We start from the raw sequence: 18,033 nt of genomic DNA, 5'->3' as shown, positions 1-18,033 counted from the left end.
GTGTACACATAAGTATGACCTTTATATGAACCATGCTTGCGAAAGACTAGACGCACCGTCTCTTCCCGAGCATAGCTACAAAGAGCCGTGGAAAAAAACAAACCAACACCAAACAAAAAAATAACTTCCTTCTTCATGACTATAGAGACATTTACTTTCTTCCCTTTGAGCATGTCAACTGATAAAAAATTAACTTCCGCAGTCCCCGATTTGGTATATTTTTTGCGCTTATTCTGGTAAAATCAAAACGAGGATAACTATGCGTCGTTTAATTTTTATTTACTCCATAATATTCCTCATATCAATGTCAGATCCATCACTTGCAGATCTCAAAGAGGTCCGCGAACGAGGCGTGTTGCGTCATTTAGGCATACCCTATGCCAAATTCGTGACAGGCACAGGAGAAGGCATGGATGTAGATATAATGAGATTGTTCGCCAACCATCTCGGTGTTCGCTACGAGTTTGTAAAAACGGACTGGCACGAGGTGTTCGGGGATCTTACCGGTTTTAAGGTAAAACCCAAAGGAAAAGATGAAGTGGAATTCATTGAAAAGGTACCCATAAAGGGCGATGTTGCCGCATCGGGTATCACAGTGCTACCATGGCGCGAGAAAATAGTAAGTTTTTCCAAACCACTCTTCCCCAATCAGGTATGGGCAGTTACACGAAAGGATTCCCCAATGAAACCCATTATCTCCCATGGAAACGTGGACAGGGACATTGAGGCCACAAGAAAGACTATCACGGGGAAAACAATTATGGGAAAATTCGGAACGTGTCTAGATCCTCACCTCTACGGCCTTGAGATTATTGCAGGGAAACTTGTAGATTTCCCAGGTTCTATCAATGACATTGCCCCCGCTGTACTAGAGGGCAAAGCCGAAGTGGCCTTACTTGATCTTCCCGATGCGCTTGTGGCTCTTCAGAGATGGCCGGGCCTTTTAAAGATAATAGGTCCCGTAAGTGACAAACAGTACATGGCAGCTGCCTTTTCTAAGGACGCTCCTCAACTCAAAGAAGAGTTTGATCGTTTTCTCGCAAAATTAATGAACGACGGTCGATATCATAGGATCGTAAAAAAGTACTACCCCCATGCCCGAAATTTCGACCCAGAGTTCTTCAAAAAAACCAGAAAAGGTGATCTCTAGAAATGATTCCCCGTGGCTGGAAACTCCAAAACTTTGTCCCTCTTCTTGCTGCCACAGTGATCTTTTTATTTGTCTGTACTCTCCTATTTCTTCTATACCACTACGCCTCAGATCTTCGGGAAGCTCACATCGATAGAATAAAAGCAGAAAGACTCTCAAGGGCCAACTTCCTTAACTTCTATCTTAAAGATATAAGAGAAGACCTCATAAATATCTCCCAAAGCAACGAGCTTGGTGTTTTCTTCGAAAGCAAATCCCTAGGTATGAGCATGAAATTCGGATTGGGTTACAGTTTACACTTCGTGAAACAATATCTAGAGAATCTCATTTACAGGAAACACACCGAGGGATTGGACATATATTTACGGATCGCTCTAATTGACAGAAATGGAAATGTCATCGCGGATGTGGGGCCCTACAAAAGACCATACCAGTGGAAGTCACTGCTCATGCCTCAATTTCAGAGAGCCACTTTGGTCACGTTAAAAGATAACAGGGACATAATCGCATCACAGGCTGTATACTACAAAAACGTATACGTCGGTCAACTTCTCGCCTGGCTTAACCCTGCAACACTGCGACACATAGTGGCACAGACAGGCTCAACGGAAGAGAAAAACTACCTAATCAGCTACAATGGTTCGTCAATGCATATCATATGGCAATCCGACAAGTCACCTCCACCCTGTGAAATTGATCCTGTAAAAATAAAATCTACTTCAAGTTTTTTCACCTGTAATTACGATGGCAAAGCGTGGCTATCATTGGTATTACCAGTAGGCTATAGCAATCTTTATATATGCTCTTCAATGCCCATGGAAATCCCCAGTGACAAAGTTCATCCCCGGGACTTATTGCTCATTATTGGAGGCATAGCATTTTCTATCTTTCTGGGCATGATACTCCTCATTAGTCATCGTCTACAGATGGAAAAAGCCCTTATGGAAAGTGAGAAAAAACACCGTCTGGTGGTCGAAAATGCCCAGGAGGGTATTCTAGTAATCCAAAACGAATCGATAGTTTTTGCCAATAGAAGGTCCATTCAGCTATTGGGAATTCATGAAGATAATTTGGAAAAAATATCATTACGGGATTTTCTGAACACCGAAGACTATGAACTATTCCAGTACCAACAAAAAGAATGTCTTATGCAAGGCGTATCTTCGCCTCTTGTTGTAAAAATCTTTGTGGGAAATGGTTCCAGTAAACGTGTCCAGATTACGATGACAAACATCCTCTGGGAAAATAAACCAGCTGTATTGTGTTTTTTTACAGATGTTACGGAACGATGTTTGCGAGAAGAGATGTTTAAAATCCATTTCCAACTCTACGAGTCGGCTATGATCCACAGCACCCAGGAAATCATAAAACAGGCCTTAGAAGAGACGAGTTTACTAGTTGAAAGCCCCATTGGGTTTTTCGCCCGTGTTGAAGATGGTAGAATTCAAACTCAAATTTTCCTCAGAGAAAATGCAGAAGACAAACACATGTCTCTTATTGAGGAAAGAGTACTCCCTCTCATTCTGAAGTATCCTTTATCCGAGTGTATCTTGGCAAAAAAACCCTGTATTTACAACAATCTTGAGCATTACACTCCGAATATCACACCTTCTGATAAGCTTCCCGAATTGACAAGATTCATCGCAGTGCCCGTTATGCGAGAAGGGAAAATAATGGCAGCCATAGCATTTGGAAACAAACCAGGAAATTACACGACTCTAGATGAGGATCTCGTAACATACCTCGCCGATATGGTGTGGAATATTCTCGAACACAAAAGAAACGAAGAAGCCCGAAATGAATCTGAACGACAACTATTCGAGATCCTGAACTTTCTGCCTGATGCCACCTTCGCCATAAACGAGAAAGGTAGGGTTATATTCTGGAACAGAGCAATTGAGGAAATGACAGGTGTGCCGGCGGAAAAAATGCTCGGCAAGGACAACTACGAATACGCACTGCCCTTCTATGGATATAGGAGGCCCATTTTAATAGACATAGCCCTTTCCAAATTAGAAGATATGGAAACAAAGTACACAACCTTCGAAACAACAGGTGATGTAGTATTTGGAGAAGCATATACACCTACTCTCCCGGGAGGGGCACGTTTCCTCTCTGCAAAAGCCACAGTGCTTAGAAACAGGAAGGGGGAAATCGTTGGGGCCATAGAGTGCATAAGAGACATAACGGATCGTAAAAGGTTGGAAGAAAAACTCCGCCGCGCAGAGAAGATGGAACTTATAGGTATACTCGCGGGTGGGGTCGCCCACGATCTTAACAATACCATAGGGGTAGTGGTGGGTTACGCAGAACTGTTGGCCCAGAAAATTGATGGAACACACCCCCTGCGGAGATTTGTGGACGGGATTCTGAATTCCAGCATGAGGAGTGCTGCCATCATCCAGGACCTCCTCACCCTCGCTCGGAGAGGAGTAATCACCCAGGAGGTGGTCAACCTAAACAACATCGTTCTCGACTATTTAAATTCAACCATATGTGAAAAGTTGAAAACATACCACCCCCACGTTAGTATCTACACCGACCTCGAAAGTGACCTCCTCAACATAAAAGGATCTCCAGCCCATCTCACAAATGTGGTTATGAACCTGGTTTCCAATGCGGCAGAGGCCATAAAAGGAGAAGGGAAAATCGTAATAAAAACGGAAAATTGCTATCTCGATACTACCATCGAGGGATTTGAAGAATTAAAAGAAGGAAATTACGTCAGACTTTCCGTATCAGACGATGGTCCGGGAATCTCTCCTGAAGACATTGAACACATATTCGAACCTTTTTACACAAAGAAAGTGATGGGTAGAAGCGGTACAGGGCTCGGACTTACGGTGGTTTGGGGGGTTGTGAAAGATCATCAGGGGTTTATCGATGTAATAAGTGAAGAAGGGAAAGGAACAACCTTTCACCTCTACTTCCCGGTAACGATGGAAGAAATAGAAATAGAAAAGGAACCCAACATAGAGGATATAAAGGGCCATGGAGAAACAATACTGGTCGTTGATGATATAAGAGAGCAACGGACTCTGGCCCAACATCTGCTGACTCATCTTGGGTACAATGTGTCCGTTGTATCCAGTGGCGAGGAGGCAGAGAAATTCGTCAAAGAGAACGACGTTGATCTCGTTCTACTAGACATGATTATGTCTCCTGGCATTGACGGATTGGAAACCTTCAAAAGGATTAAACGTCTGAAACCCGATCAAAAAGTCATTCTTGTTAGTGGTTTTTCTGAAACAGATCGTGTAAAAGAAGCTTTGAAAATAGGAGCTGTAAGTTTCCTGAAAAAACCTTACACGATGAAAAAACTTGCCTTAGAAATAAAAAACGCATTTGGTAAATAATAATCAATGCATTGCAGAATAAAACAGATAGGGTTATTAACTTTTTTAATCTTCCTACTTTTGCTATTTGAAGGGGAGGTAAGGATGGTAAACTCAAAGATAGGTAAGGTAATCGACTTGCCGACACCGACAAAAACAGGAAAGATGTCTATAGAAGAAACCATTGTGAAGCGAGAGTCTGTGCGGGCGTTCACGCAACGCTCGTTAACAAAAGAAGAGCTCTCTCAACTTTGCTTTGCCCTTCAGGGTATCACGAGAAAATGGGGTGGGAGAACTACCCCTTCTGCAGGGGCCCTTTATCCTCTAGAGGTATACGTCGTTCTGCCAGACGGGGTATACAAGTACATCCCGCACAAACATAGATTGGAATTAAAAGTGGAAGGTGATGTTCGTGTGTCTCTGAGCCGAGCTGCTCTAGGTCAGGACTGCATAGCATCGGCTCCCTCAGTCTTTGTGATAGCGGCCGTATTCGAACGTGTGACGAGAAAATACGGCAAAAGGGGAGAAAGATACGTGATGATTGAGGTAGGACATGCCGCTCAAAACTTCCATCTTCAAGCTGTGGCCCTAAACCTCGCCTCTGTTCCTGTAGGTGCCTTTTACGATGACGAAGTTCACCGAGTACTCAAACTCGAACGTGAAGAGATACCTCTCTATCTCCTACCGGTGGGTGAAAAAAAGTAAAATCAGAAAAGAAAAAATATGGGTGAGAAAGTTGCAGTAGCCATAAGTGGTGGTTTGGATTCTACTGTGGCTGCACTCCTCCTGAAGGAAAAGGGTTACAACGTTTTTGGTGTAACAATGCGGCTTTGCCCATCCAGAAGTAGGAATGAAAACTGGTTTCTCGCAGAATCTGAGACCATTGAAAAAACAAGCCGTATCTGCGAGGAGTTGGAAATACCACACTTCACAGTTGATCTTTCATCCCAATTTGAAGAATACGTCTTAAAGCCTTTTGTTAGGGAATATATAAAAGGTCGTACACCAAATCCCTGCGTCCTATGCAATCGCCATATAAAATTTGGAGCCCTCCTCAAAGAGATAAAAGAAAAGGGTGGGTCATATCTCGCCACAGGCCACTACGCAAAATTGGACCGCGTAGGTGGTCGTTTCTTTCTTAAGAAACCGCGGGACGAGAGAAAAAACCAAACGTATTTTTTGTACAGCATAAATAGAGAAGTTCTTCCCCAAATACTTTTCCCCCTTGACTCCTACACAAAAGAGGAGGTCCTCAAAATAGCAAACAATCTGCAGCTAAAAGTTACACTTGAAAGAGAAAGCCAGGATGCATGTTTTCTCCACTTCTGCGGAAGAGAAAATCTTCTTGAGCAATACGGGGATAATCAATTTACGCCAGGCGATATAACTGACATGCAAGGAAGATTGTTGGGACGGCATCACGGTTTACCCTTTTATACTGTTGGTCAAAGGAAAGGCCTGGGCATTTGTGGAAGAGTACCTCTTTATGTTTTGGCCCTGGATTATTCACTGAACCGCGTAATAGTTGGTACTAAAGAAGAACTCCTAGGAAAAGGCCTCATTGCAGAAAACATCAATCTTCTTGTAGATAATCCTCCCCGACGGGCAATCGCAAAAATACGCTACCAACACAAAGGCGCCTTGTGCGACATAATCTGGAAAGACAATGAAATTCTGGTGTACTTTGACTCACCCCAAGAAGCCATCACCCCAGGACAATCGGTTGTACTCTACGACGACGACACCGTAGTCGGTGGGGGTATTATCCGGGAAAACCTAAAATAAAAGCCGCAGCCAGGGATTTTCCAGCTGCGGCTTTTTCATCAAACTCTAAATTTATATATCAGACACCACTCCGGAAATCATCCCGCAGCAGCTCACGGGCGATGATCATCCTTCTAATTTCTGAAGTACCAGCACCAATTTCCCAGAGCTTCTGATCCAGATAGTGTCTGGAAACAGGATATTCTGTGGTGTAACCGTAACCGCCAAAGATCTGAACAGCATCCAGAGCGATTTTTGTTCCCATCTCTCCCGCAAACAGCAATGCAGCAGCTGCCAAACGATCTAGGTCTGTTCCCTTACCACCCCGTTTATCCTCCAGGGAATCACAGTAAGCCGCCGCACTGTATGCCATCCATTTGGAAGCCTTGTATCCACAGTACATGTTGGCCAACTTCTCCTGAATCGCCTGGAAGGAAGCAATGGGCTTACCGAACTGTACCCTTTCCTTTGCGTATTTAAGTGAAAGTTCCAGACACGCCCTTTGGCTTCCCAGTGAACAACCTGATAGTGTTATTCTCTCGGTGCAAAGACCACTTGTGAGCACTGCTACACCTTTGTTCAAACCGCCTATGAGATTTTCCTCAGGTAACTCCATGTCCTCGAACGTTATTAAACCCGTTGGAGATGTCCTCATACCCCACTTTTTGATTTTTTCCACTTTGAACTGACCGTTTTTCCTATACTCCTCTGTCTCAAAGATAAAAGCAGATATACCCTTAGGACCAGCAGCAGGATCTGTTTTGGCGTAGAACAACATGAAATCAGCTACAGGACCATTTGTAATAAATATCTTGCTCCCGTTGATAATGTAACGATCACCCTTTTTCTCCGCTCTGGTCTGCATGCTCATAGCATCAGAACCGGCATTGGGCTCTGTAATACCCAGACATCCAATCCACTCACCGGAGCAGGCCTTGGGGAGGATGTACTCTTTCTGTTTCTCTGTTGCGTTACGGCGAACGTTGTCAAAACAAAGCGTTTGACTGGCGCCAACAGTCATGGAAAGAGCATTGCTCACCCTTGCTATTGTTTCATACACGAGAAGTGTTTCCACATAACCTAAGCCAGCACCGCCGTATTTCTCCTCAAAAGCAATACCATTGACCCCCAGTTTTCCCAGTTCCTTAAAAAGATCCGGTGGCATTTCGTCAACTTCATAAAGATGCTCCATCTGTGGCTCAAGCCAGGTAGTTGCCCACCTGTATACCTGCTCCTCAAGCATGCGTTGTTCTTCGGTGAATGTAAAGTCTAATGCCATAACTAATACCTCCTCCTCCAAATTTTTTATCTATCTAACCTGCTGCGGCACCCTTGGATAAAACAATCGACCACCCTTTGTCTTGGAAGGGAAACTCCCGCATTGGTTAATCACACACATTTCTTACGATGGTCCATTTATGCAGGGTCTTGAATTCTCAAAATGCAGGACGTCTATATAATATTCAATAAGTCACTGTCAAGGCTTTTTGGACAAGTATCGCCTTAAAGTATTTAAAAACAACACCTGACCTAAATTCAGCTCACCCTTAACAATCATCGTTCCACTCATTTTGGGACTCTAGGCAAAATCGGGAAGTATTTGTCCCACTACAGGATCTAAATTGAGAATGCTAGCAATAAAAAAGTTGAGGCTTGTGGTAACAAACACCGATCTTCTACAAAGGACTATACAAGAAACTCTCCCTCATACCACATGAGGGTCTCGTCATAGGTATCTTCAAGGATAATATCAGCAAAAAAGGCGCCGCTTGCTATAGAAGGCCCTCAAGTGTTCCCTTATGCCAATTACTTCCTCAGCCTTTGTCATACTAAACCTTCGATGGCTCAATTTTAGTAGAGCACTGTATGGTCACTTCTATAAAGGTGGGTATGGGGGATCCATCTATTAAACGGCGTTAAACGTTTAGCTATTTGGCCTTTTTTTCCTGAGCTAATTTTGCTCGCATCTCTTTCATTCTTTCCTTTAGACGTTTCCTCCTTCGTCTTCTCCGCCTGTCAAGCTCTTTTCTTCTCTCGATTTTTTTGTGCTTCGACATTCCAACCTCCCACTAATTTCAGAGATAGACGATATCTAATAAATTCTACAATCTATAGATGGGGAAAGTCAACAAACATCAAACATCCAGCTTGCCTTTACAAAGCCAAGCATATATAAAAATTTCATTCCATGAAAGGAGTTTACCCATGACCTCAAAAGCAAAAATCACGTTCATGGGAACACCGGAATTCGCCGTTCCGTCTTTAGAGAAATTGATCAGTGAAGGCCACAGAATCGAAGCTGTCATTACACAACCGGATCGTCCTCGAGGCCGAGGAAGGCAGGTTCAACCATCGCCTGTAAAGATAAAAGCTATGGAATATGGTCTCCCAGTGTATCAGCCGGAAAAAGTGAAGGACCCTTCTTTTCTGGAACAGCTCCAAAAAATTAACCCCGACCTCATTGTAGTGGTCGCCTTCGGCCAAATACTCCCACCGGAAGTATTACATTTACCTCCTCTTGGTTGCATTAATGTACATCCTTCCCTCCTTCCAAAATACCGGGGTCCTGCCCCTATAAACTGGACACTAATCAGAGGTGAAGAAGTTACCGGGGTGACCATTATGGAAATGGACGAAGGGATCGATACGGGGAACATCATTTTACAGGAAACCACAGCCGTATTACCTGATGAGATTTACGATGAACTTCACAATCGTCTGGCCCTTTTAGGGGCCAACCTTCTAGTTAAGGCCATCGATTTACTGCAAGAAGGCAAAACAACAAAATCACCACAGGATCATTCAGCTGCTACCTACGCACCAATGATTAAGAAAAACGACACTCTCATAAACTGGAACCAAAAAACGAAAGACATAATAAATTTTATCCGGGGGTTGTCATCCACACCGGGAGCCTTCACTTTCCTTGATGGGAAAATCTTAAAGATCTTCCGCGCCCGCCAAGGAAAGGAATTCCCGCCAGCGCCTCCAGGAACAATCCGTGTTGGGGAAGGTAACTCTCTCATGGTTGCCTCCGCCGATGGATGGGTTGAGGTGCTGGAACTACAGCTTGAGGGAAAAAAAAGGATGGACACACCTTCATTCCTACGAGGGCACAGGGGCTCGATAAGTACAAAACTGGGATAGAGACAAGTACAGATGACCAACATCTCCAGATCACCCAGATATCTTGCAGTTCGTATTCTTTCCCAGGTAGAACAAAAAAAAGCATTTGCCGAGGTACTCATTGACCGTTACCTATCTGCGAAACTCCTAAACGACCCCAGAGATCGGCGGCTTTTGACCGAGATCGTCTATGGCACCCTCCGCTTACAGGGATACCTGGATTGGATTCTCAACCACTTTCTGGAACAGAGTGTCTCTTCCTTGAGTGTTGCTAGCCGTAATATTCTCCGCACCGCAATCTACCAGAGGTATTTTCTAGAGAAAATCCCCCCTTACGCTATCGTGAGTGAAGCGGTGAATATCGCCAAAAAAATGGATAATAAGTACACTAAATTAACAAACGCCGTTCTGCGGGCATGCTTTCAGAAATTTGCAACCTGTCCCAAACCAAAAGATAGTGAAAATTTACCACAGTACATCGCCATTAAGTATGCCCATCCCCAATGGCTCGTGGAAGAATGGATCGCACAGTGGGGTGTTGACCAGACAAGAGAACTCTGTATGGCAAACATTAAAGTTCCCCCTATTGTGGTTCGGGTAAATAGTTTGAAAATAACAAGAGAAAAGGCTATAGAAGAACTAAGGAACGAGGGTATCATTGCTGAACGAACAAAATACTCCCCAGATGGTTTACTGATCTTGGAACACAATAAACAAATAAGGGAAACCGCTCTCCTTGAAAATGGTTATTTACAAATCCAGGATGAAGCATCTCAGCTGGTTTCGTACCTTGCCTCTCCTCAAAAAGGTTCCCGAGTGCTTGATCTGTGTGCAGGGAAAGGTGGTAAATCAGCTCATATGGCGGCTATCATGAACAATACGGGGGAAATTATAGCAGTGGATATAAACAAAAAAAAATCCATCATATTTGAAAGTCAAATGAAAAAACTGGGAGTAAAAAACACCAAAATGATAGTTGCTGATGCTCGTTATGAAATTTGTACTCATTATGACCAATCGTTCGACCGTGTCCTCGTGGACGCCCCTTGCACAGGGACGGGAACCTTAAGGCGAGCTCCCGAAATCAAATGGCGGCTGTCAATCGAAGATGTAATAAGATGCCGCGAACTTCAGAGACAATTGATCCAACAAGCGGCACGCTACGTCCGACGGGGGGGGAGACTCGTTTACGTTACATGCAGCCTCTTAAAAGAGGAGAACGAAACGATTGTTGAAGGCTTTCTGGCAAATCAGTCCAATTTTTCACTAACAATGCCAGAAGGAATCCACTATGACCTTTTAGATAGAAGCGGTTTTTTCCGCACTTCCCCACACATTCAGGGCATGGATGGTTTCTTCGGAGCGGTAATGATAAGAAAATGAAAAAAAAGAAGAAATACATAAAATACCTTTTTCTTGCATCAACAGTTACGCTGCTTCTGGTTTCTTGTGCAACTCAGGGACCGATTTTATATCCTAACGAGCATCTCAAACGGGTAGGGACAGAACAAGCCCAAAAAGACGTAGAAGAATGTGAAGCGCTGGCAGACGCCTACCTAAAATCCCATCGAGTAGAAGATGCAGCCAAATCAACCGTAATTGGAGGAGGCAGCGGTGCTGTCGTAGGAGGAGCCGTAGGAGCTGTAACTGGAAACATAGGAAGAGGAATAAGTATAGGAGGTGCCGCTGGAGCTGCAAGTGGCCTTGTACGAGGTGTGATAAAAGCCACTCAGCCATCACCGATTTTTAAAAGGTTTGTAGAAAGATGTCTAAGGGAAAGAGGTTATGAACCCATTGGATGGGAATAAGGAGGATAAAATGCATTTGTCCAAACGGAACTCTATAATTGCAATCGTTATTTTTGGCTTAGTCGTCTTCTCCGTGCTCTACGCGCTCCCCTACATAGCGATTTTCAACATTATTAAAGCCTTCAAAGAACAAGATAGGGAACGTATATTGGAACTAGTTGATTTTCCCGCCCTGCGGGCAAGTGTGAAATCTCAGCTAAAAGAAACGGTTATGAATTATCGAGGCACGGAGATGAATCCTGAACTTTTGGAAAAACTTCGGGAAATTGTGAATTCTCAGCTGTTGGATAAAATGGTTGATCAACTGGTCACACCAGAGGGCATGATTTTATACACAAAAGGACAGTTCAAAATAACCGAAGCAGAAACAGGGGACTTATTCTGGTCTTTCTTAAAACAGGCCCGATGCTCTTACGTCTCACCATCGGAATTCATCATATCCATTAAAGAGGGGGATAGAGATACATTACGATTCACCCTGGAACGACATGGATACTCATGGCGATGGACGAAAATCCGTATCATCCATATGTAATTCCCAACATGAAAAAGGAGGCGGAAATGGAGAGCACTATAAAATGGAAAAAAACACATTGCGCGCGCATGGATCACGGGGGATGTGGACTCCTAGTAGGTGTACAGGGTAATCGTATCCTCAAAATAAAGGGAGATCCCGAGGGTTTCCTCAATCGAGGTTTCATATGTCCGAAAGGAGCCCTATCCGCAGAGCGCCTTTACCATCCTGAACGTCTGCGCTATCCATTGAAGAGGGTGGGTGAAAGAGGATCAGGTCAATGGGTTCGGATTTCCTGGGAGGAAGCTCTCAACTTCATTGCAGAAAATCTAAACCGATTGCGAGACACCTACGGGGCACGGGCAGTGGCCTTTGGAGTCGGCATGCCCAAGGGACTGGATCATTTCCTCCAGATCCGCCTTGCCAATGTATTCGGTTCACCAAACGTTGTTGCCTCTCAAGACGTTTGTCACGCCCCTCGGGAGATAACGGGGGTGCACTCATGTGGGTTTTACCCGGTGGTGGACCTTCATAACGAAAGTGCCCTCATAATTCTCTGGGGAAGCAATATAACCGCCACAAATGAAGAAGGCGAAATAAATAGTCTTCTCCGCGAGCAGCTCAAAAAAGGTACAGAGTTAATTGTCGTAGATCCCAGGAAAATTGATTTATGTCAAAAGGCCAGGATGTGGTTGAGAATACGTCCTGGAACAGACGTTGCGTTAGCCCTCTCTATGATTAACGTCATCATTGAAGAAGAACTTTACGATAGCTCGTTTGTGAAAGAATGGACAGTGGGGTTTTCCGAGCTCGCCCAGCATGTGAAGGACTATACTCCAGAAAAAGTTGCATCTATAACTTGGCTCTCCGCAGAAGAAATAAGAACTGCTGCCCACTATTACGCAAAAGCAAAGCCGGCAGCAATTCAGTGGGGAAACCCTATTGAACACAATATTCATGCGTTTCAGACAGTAAGAGCCCTGATATGTCTCATGGCAATCACAGGAAACCTCGACGTTCCCGGAGGTAATGTAGAAGCTCATGATCCTAAGATAATGAGGCTCTCGGAATTCGTAAGAGCAGATCTGATACCAAACAAAAGAACAGAGATGATAAGTGCGCACTACCGGGTTATTCCCCGCTTTATGACCATTCCACCCGCGTATTTCCGTCGTGCCGTACTAAATGGAATTCCCTATCCCGTTCGAGGTTTTTTCGCCATTTGTTGCAACCCAATGCTTTCGTGGGCAAACAGCAGATTAACTTACGAGACGTTAATATCACTGGACTTCTTCGCCATCTCCGATATGTTTATGACACCTACCACTGCTCTTGCCGACGTGGTGCTCCCCGCAGCCAGTCATTTCGAATTCGATGATATTGGCCACTATGGTCTCGGGCACGGTTACATTCTTGCTAGGCCGAAGATTGTTGACCCCCCAGACGAATGCTGGCCAGACATGAAAATCATAACAGAACTGGGAAAGCGTGTATCACCCCCCGAACTCTGGCCAGAAGACTGGCACGATTTCCTCGAAGCACTGCTCGCACCAAGCGGACTTTCCTATGCCCAATTTGCGGAAAAGGGGTACTTAAAAGGACCGGACAGATTTCGAGGGTACGAAAGAGATGGATTTAAAACGCCCACAAAGAAAGTGGAACTTAAACTGTCAACTGCGGACAAGTTAGGTCTGCCACCCTTACCTTCTTTCGATACCATTCCCGAAGCGGAGGACGAAGAATATCCCCTAATACTCACAAGTGCAAAAAACCGTATATACCTTCACTCATCTTACCGATGGGTGGAGAAACTCAGACGACTTGCTCCTCACCCCCAAGTAGAGATTCATCCTCAAACAGCAGCTTCCTTAAACATTGAAGAGGGGGACGAAACTGTCATAGAAACTCGATACGGTCGAATAATACAAAAGGCCCACTTAAACCCAGATCTACACCCTCGGGTCATCTGCGCCGAACATGGGTGGTGGTTTCCAGAAGAGAGCTCGGCCTCACTATACGGTTGGGAAAAATCAAACCTGAACATGCTCACTTCCGTGGAAAAATTGGGACGAGAATACGGGACACCTAACATCAGAGCACTACCATGTAAGATCAAGAAAAGTATGTAGTTTTATCAAAAGAAATACATTCCTACATGGTAGGCAATCACACCACCTGCCAATGCAGCGATAAGCGAATATACAAGGGAAGCGATGAACCACCGGTTATTTGCCATTTCGTTCTTCAGTGCTGCCATCGTGGCCACACATGGCACGAAAAGCATCAACATAACGAGAAAGGCGAGGGCTGATGGGGGGCTCATTAAAGCAGGTAAAATCCCGGTCAAATCTTCGGTATCAACTTTGTAAAGTATAGCAAGAGTTGCCAGGGCATTCTCCTTAGCTACAATCCCCGTGAGAAGCGCTGTCAAAGCCCGCCAGTCCAAACCAACAACGCGTGCCACAGGATCAAAAATGTATCCCAATTGAGCCAAAAAACTGCTTTCTATTTTCCCACTCGGCATATACGAAAAAAACCAGACAATGACCGAAACGGAAAGAATTATTGTCCCTGCTCGTTTAATGAAAGACCAGGTATTCACCCAAATATTGATCCCAATGGTTCTCAGATTGGGACGATGGTAAAGGGGCAATTCCATAATAAAAGGCACCACCTCCTCTTTTGAAAAAAGAATTCTGATTGCCATGCCCGTAACAACTAGAAGAAAACCGTTTACCATTATTATACATCCAGCAACTAACACAGGGTGCTGCGGGAAAATAGCGTAAACTATCGCCATTAGAACTGCTAAACGAGCAGAACAGGGAACAAAGGGTGTAAGGAATATGGTAATAAGTTTCTCTCTCTCAGATTCAACAATGCGGCTACCAAGCACTGCAGGGACATTGCAAGCTAAACCCAAACACATAGGCATAATGCTTTTACCGTGTAGTCCCATCACATGCATAAAGCGGTCCATTACAAAGGCAACCCTCGCCATGTAACCCACATCTTCCAGCACCGCCATTACAGCAAAGAAAATGATAAGAATGGGAAGCAGAGAAACAACCGCTCCTACACCTTTAAGTACCCCATCGTCAATCAAACTGCGAACCCAAACCGGCATGGATGACAGGTACACTCCCACAGTTTGTCCGAGGTCAGCAAAAGCACCTAAAAGACGCTCTTGAACAGCCCCCCCGATACTGTATGTGATGTATAATACGCTGGCAAAGACAAGAAAAAGTATAGGAATACCAAAAACAGGCCTTGTTAAAAAATGATCCAAACGATCAGTGAATACTACCTCTCCTATTCTGAAACGGGAAATGGCTGATCTGGCTATTGTTTCTATCCAATCATACCGTCCCCTCACCACAGCGTGTAAGGCATCTTCATGCTCCATAAACAGCCGATTGAGTCTGTTCAAAGCTTCGGGAGAAAGTCTTCTTGCGACTTCTTCTCCGATCTCTCGGTCTCCTTCCATAAGCTTCGTGGCCAACCATCTAATCGGTGGATGAGAAGATCCAAAATCACCGGTCAAAAGGTCCTCCGATAACACATTAACCACTTCCTCAAAAACCTTTTCATGGTCCTCTGCTACCTTTGGTATGTGGGGTCGATAATCTTCATGCCCCTCAACAAGCATAAGTATTCTATCCACAAGCTCTTGTATTCCCCTATTCTTCGTTGCCGTCATACCTACTACTGGTATACCCAATGCGTGCTCGAGCGCAGAAACATTAACCCTAATACCCTGAGCTTCAGCGACATCGATCATGTTCACACCAAGAATAACTGGTACATCGAGGAGAAACAGCTCTGAGAGGAGGTACAAACTCCTCTCCAGTGCAGCGGCATTTGCCATAAGAACAACCACATCGGGAGATTCCTTAAGTATAAAGCCTCTTGCTAATCTCTCCTCCTCTGTGAAAGCCGTTAAACTGTAAGTTCCCGGTAAATCTACTATCTTTAATTCCACATTTCCACAGATATAGATCCCCTCTTTTTTCTCTACTGTTTTTCCGGGCCAGTTACCAACATGCTGGGTTAAACCAGTCAATATGTTGAAAACTGTCGATTTGCCAACGTTGGGTTGCCCCGCCAGTGCTACAAGATACCGCTTTTTACTCTGTTCCTTATCTGAAAGTGACTCACACGCAGGCGTTTCTATGGGGGAAACAAAAATCTTCGCCGCCTCACCATGACCCAAAGCTATCCTTGTTCCCCCTATTTGAATAACTACAGGTCCCCTGGAAATGCGAACCACTCTGAGACGACTGTTTACTGCGATCCCTAAACTTGCAAACCGCGAAAGGACACCATGTCCCCCTTTCAATTCCCGCACAATAGCCTCTTCGTTTTCCTTTAACGCAAAAAGGGGCAGAACAGTTTCTTTCCCTGAAAATGGGTTATCCATTCTCCCAGAATGCTCACTCATTTTTTTCTATATGCCCCTAGGATAAAAATGAGACTCGATAATTACTTACAAGTCAATCTCAAATCCCTGCTGAATCGCAACACATTGGAGGGAAACGCCTCGCGACTTTACAAGTTGTTCACTCTCCGCAACAATATTATCAATACCATCGTCCGTTCGTTCCTGATTGTGGTGAAAGAACCCCAGCATTTTTACACCGGCTTCAATGGACAGACTGATCGCTTCTTTAAAAGTGGAATGGCCCCACGTTTTTTTATAATCCCACTCTGTAAACTCTGCATCGTGTATAAGAAAATCGGCACCTTTGCAAAATTCAACATAGTGGGAGAAGGAGAGCCCACCAGGATGAATGTAGGAAAGCTCATTATCCGTTAAAAAAACAAAAACCTTTCCATCTTCTTCGAAACGGTAACCCAATCCCTGGTTGGGATGGCTGATTGGTATAGATGCTATTTTCAAAGACTTTATTTCATAATTTCCATTACACGACTCATGGTAAGTGATAGTGCAATGGATGTCTTCGTAATCCACAGGAAAATGAGGAGGCGTCATCACGCGCGACACAATCTCCTTAAGTGTTAGTTGAGCGGAGTAACACCCATACATCCCTATCTTCACATCAGACCTGTATATGGGTTTGAAAAAGGGGAAACCTAGGAGATGATCCCAGTGTCCATGCGTGAAAAAAATCGTATACTCATATTTCCCCTCCTTGAGGAGGGCATTACCCAACCTTCGAATCCCAGAACCAGCGTCGATAATTATAATATCACCATCACGAGTTCTTACTTCAATACAGGTCGTGTCTCCTCCGTATTTCAAATATTCCCTACCAGAAACAGGTATCGACCCCCGTGCACCCCAGCACCTTATGATCATCCATCTACCTTCCTTTTCGGTTATGCAAAGCATTATAGGAATGTCCCCCCGCTGTCAAGAAAATAATCCATCTCTGCAGGAAACCCATCTTTTTTCTAAAATTTTCCGCATCATCTATATATATAAGTGCTTTACGTTCGCATAAGAGACTGGTAAATAATCTAGAAAACTAACAAGAGGGGGGAAAACAATGGACTGGGGAATGAAAAACAGGATGTCACGGCTTATACAACCTAATGGTCGCTGTTTCTTTTTACCCATTGACCACGGATATTTTCAGGGCCCCACAACCTGTCTCGAGAAACCAGGTGAAACAATTAAACCCCTACTACAATACTGCGACGCCCTTTTCGTAACACGGGGAGTGCTACGATCGGCAGTGCCGCCGGAGTGCAACGTGCCCATAATACTACGCGTTTCTGGAGGCACAAGCATAGTGGGAGAAGATCTCGCCAATGAAGCTCTAACCACATCCATCGAAGAAATAATCCGTTTGAATGCCACAGCAGTGGGAGTTTCTATCTTCATAGGAAGCAGTTACGAGCGCCAAACCCTGATCAATCTGGCGGAAATGGTTAATAAATGCGAGGATTATGGTATCCCTGTAATGGCAGTCACCGCTGTGGGGAAGGAACTGGAGAAAAGAGACGCCCGTTACCTTGCCCTCGCTTCTCGTATTGCCGCAGAATTAGGTGCAAGGGTTGTGAAAACCTACTGGTGTCCGGAGTTTGAAAAGGTCGTAGAAGGTTGCCCTGTGCCCGTGGTTATGGCGGGAGGACCTAAATGTGAAACCGAACTTGAAGTTATGGAGTTCGTTTACGATGGGATCAAAAAAGGTGCTGTCGGTCTCAACCTAGGGAGAAACGTCTGGCAAAACCCCCATCCAGTTGCAATGATGAGATCCTTAAGAGCTATTGTTCACGAAAATGCTACACCAAAACAGGCATTCCAGATATACAATGAACTTAAGGAAATGGAGGAAAAGAATAAACGTAAAAAAAGGGTTTCAAAATGAG

The 18,033-nt window shown here is 44.4% G+C and carries 13 protein-coding genes and 1 pseudogene; 10 read left to right on the top strand and 4 right to left on the bottom strand.

Annotated features, from left to right (window positions below; translation table 11 throughout):
* The first annotated feature begins 259 nt into the window (after window positions 1-259).
* The 4 genes from N2317_01550 (at window position 260) to mnmA (ending at window position 6,270) form a co-directional block, all read left to right on the top strand.
* The gene (locus tag N2317_01550; protein ID MCX7816181.1) at window positions 260-1,150 is read left to right on the top strand and encodes a transporter substrate-binding domain-containing protein; all 891 of its coding nucleotides are present in this window, start codon (window positions 260-262) and stop codon (window positions 1,148-1,150) included.
* Window positions 1,151-1,152: 2 nt separating this feature from the next.
* Window positions 1,153-4,506 carry a response regulator gene (locus N2317_01545; protein MCX7816180.1) on the top strand — a complete coding sequence of 1,118 codons (3,354 nt, stop codon included), beginning with the start codon at window positions 1,153-1,155 and terminating at the stop codon, window positions 4,504-4,506.
* 84 nt (window positions 4,507-4,590) lie between these two features.
* On the top strand, window positions 4,591-5,190 hold the full coding sequence (locus N2317_01540; protein ID MCX7816179.1) for a SagB/ThcOx family dehydrogenase: 600 nt from the start codon (window positions 4,591-4,593) through the stop codon (window positions 5,188-5,190).
* Window positions 5,191-5,208: 18 nt separating this feature from the next.
* Window positions 5,209-6,270 carry a tRNA 2-thiouridine(34) synthase MnmA gene (mnmA, locus tag N2317_01535; protein ID MCX7816178.1) on the top strand — a complete coding sequence of 354 codons (1,062 nt, stop codon included), beginning with the start codon at window positions 5,209-5,211 and terminating at the stop codon, window positions 6,268-6,270.
* A gap of 58 nt (window positions 6,271-6,328) precedes the next feature.
* Here the strand turns inward: mnmA and N2317_01530 are convergent, their stop codons facing one another.
* The gene (locus N2317_01530) at window positions 6,329-7,528 is read right to left on the bottom strand and encodes an acyl-CoA dehydrogenase family protein (protein ID MCX7816177.1); all 1,200 of its coding nucleotides are present in this window, start codon (window positions 7,526-7,528) and stop codon (window positions 6,329-6,331) included.
* A gap of 649 nt (window positions 7,529-8,177) precedes the next feature.
* The gene (locus N2317_01525; GenBank protein MCX7816176.1) at window positions 8,178-8,306 is read right to left on the bottom strand and encodes a hypothetical protein; all 129 of its coding nucleotides are present in this window, start codon (window positions 8,304-8,306) and stop codon (window positions 8,178-8,180) included.
* 148 nt (window positions 8,307-8,454) lie between these two features.
* Here N2317_01525 and fmt point away from each other — a divergent pair, with 148 nt between their 5' ends.
* Genes fmt through N2317_01500 form a run of 5 tightly spaced genes read left to right on the top strand, consistent with a single transcriptional unit; the run spans window position 8,455 to window position 13,826 of the window.
* Window positions 8,455-9,396 carry a methionyl-tRNA formyltransferase gene (gene fmt, locus N2317_01520; GenBank protein ID MCX7816175.1) on the top strand — a complete coding sequence of 314 codons (942 nt, stop codon included), beginning with the start codon at window positions 8,455-8,457 and terminating at the stop codon, window positions 9,394-9,396.
* Window positions 9,397-9,408: 12 nt separating this feature from the next.
* Window positions 9,409-10,758 (top strand): 16S rRNA (cytosine(967)-C(5))-methyltransferase RsmB, encoded by a 1,350-nt coding sequence (rsmB, locus tag N2317_01515; protein ID MCX7816174.1) that lies wholly within the window; start codon window positions 9,409-9,411, stop codon window positions 10,756-10,758.
* Window positions 10,755-11,183 (top strand): cell envelope biogenesis protein OmpA, encoded by a 429-nt coding sequence (locus N2317_01510; GenBank protein ID MCX7816173.1) that lies wholly within the window; start codon window positions 10,755-10,757, stop codon window positions 11,181-11,183. Before rsmB ends, N2317_01510 begins: the two co-directional genes overlap by 4 nt.
* Before the next feature lie 10 nt (window positions 11,184-11,193).
* A complete protein-coding gene (locus N2317_01505) occupies window positions 11,194-11,718 on the top strand; it encodes a DUF2939 domain-containing protein (protein ID MCX7816172.1) in 525 nt (174 codons plus the stop codon).
* 26 nt (window positions 11,719-11,744) lie between these two features.
* Window positions 11,745-13,826: a molybdopterin-dependent oxidoreductase gene (locus N2317_01500; GenBank protein ID MCX7816171.1), complete on the top strand. Its 2,082-nt coding sequence runs from the start codon at window positions 11,745-11,747 to the stop codon at window positions 13,824-13,826.
* Between the two features lie 5 nt (window positions 13,827-13,831).
* Here the strand turns inward: N2317_01500 and feoB are convergent, their stop codons facing one another.
* Both feoB and N2317_01490 read right to left on the bottom strand, forming a co-directional pair.
* Entirely contained in the window at window positions 13,832-16,138 is a 2,307-nt protein-coding gene (gene feoB, locus N2317_01495) for a ferrous iron transport protein B (GenBank protein ID MCX7816170.1), read from the bottom strand.
* Between the two features lie 45 nt (window positions 16,139-16,183).
* A complete protein-coding gene (locus N2317_01490; GenBank protein MCX7816169.1) occupies window positions 16,184-17,050 on the bottom strand; it encodes an MBL fold metallo-hydrolase in 867 nt (288 codons plus the stop codon).
* 154 nt (window positions 17,051-17,204) lie between these two features.
* On the opposite strand from N2317_01490, the pseudogene lsrF reads away from it, so the two are divergent.
* Window positions 17,205-18,032, top strand: a pseudogene (lsrF, locus tag N2317_01485) (3-hydroxy-5-phosphonooxypentane-2,4-dione thiolase).
* Window position 18,033 lies beyond the last annotated feature (1 nt).

The sequence above is a fragment of the Syntrophales bacterium genome (genome assembly GCA_026417625.1).
In the GTDB taxonomy this organism is placed as follows: domain Bacteria; phylum Desulfobacterota; class Syntrophia; order Syntrophales; family UBA8958; genus JAOACW01.
This window is presented reverse-complemented; position numbering and strand designations above follow the sequence as displayed.

Excerpts from the sequence above, each read along its gene's own strand:
- N2317_01550 (MCX7816181.1), top strand. The coding sequence starts at position 260 with ATGCGTCGTTTAATTTTTATTTACTCCATAATATTCCTCATATCAATG.
- N2317_01545 (MCX7816180.1), top strand. The coding sequence starts at position 1,153 with ATGATTCCCCGTGGCTGGAAACTCCAAAACTTTGTCCCTCTTCTTGCT.
- N2317_01540 (MCX7816179.1), top strand. The coding sequence starts at position 4,591 with ATGGTAAACTCAAAGATAGGTAAGGTAATCGACTTGCCGACACCGACA.
- mnmA (MCX7816178.1), top strand. The coding sequence starts at position 5,209 with ATGGGTGAGAAAGTTGCAGTAGCCATAAGTGGTGGTTTGGATTCTACT.
- N2317_01530 (MCX7816177.1), bottom strand. The coding sequence starts at position 7,528 with ATGGCATTAGACTTTACATTCACCGAAGAACAACGCATGCTTGAGGAG.
- N2317_01525 (MCX7816176.1), bottom strand. The coding sequence starts at position 8,306 with ATGTCGAAGCACAAAAAAATCGAGAGAAGAAAAGAGCTTGACAGGCGG.
- fmt (MCX7816175.1), top strand. The coding sequence starts at position 8,455 with ATGACCTCAAAAGCAAAAATCACGTTCATGGGAACACCGGAATTCGCC.
- rsmB (MCX7816174.1), top strand. The coding sequence starts at position 9,409 with ATGACCAACATCTCCAGATCACCCAGATATCTTGCAGTTCGTATTCTT.
- N2317_01510 (MCX7816173.1), top strand. The coding sequence starts at position 10,755 with ATGAAAAAAAAGAAGAAATACATAAAATACCTTTTTCTTGCATCAACA.
- N2317_01505 (MCX7816172.1), top strand. The coding sequence starts at position 11,194 with ATGCATTTGTCCAAACGGAACTCTATAATTGCAATCGTTATTTTTGGC.
- N2317_01500 (MCX7816171.1), top strand. The coding sequence starts at position 11,745 with ATGGAGAGCACTATAAAATGGAAAAAAACACATTGCGCGCGCATGGAT.
- feoB (MCX7816170.1), bottom strand. The coding sequence starts at position 16,138 with ATGAGTGAGCATTCTGGGAGAATGGATAACCCATTTTCAGGGAAAGAA.
- N2317_01490 (MCX7816169.1), bottom strand. The coding sequence starts at position 17,050 with ATGCTTTGCATAACCGAAAAGGAAGGTAGATGGATGATCATAAGGTGC.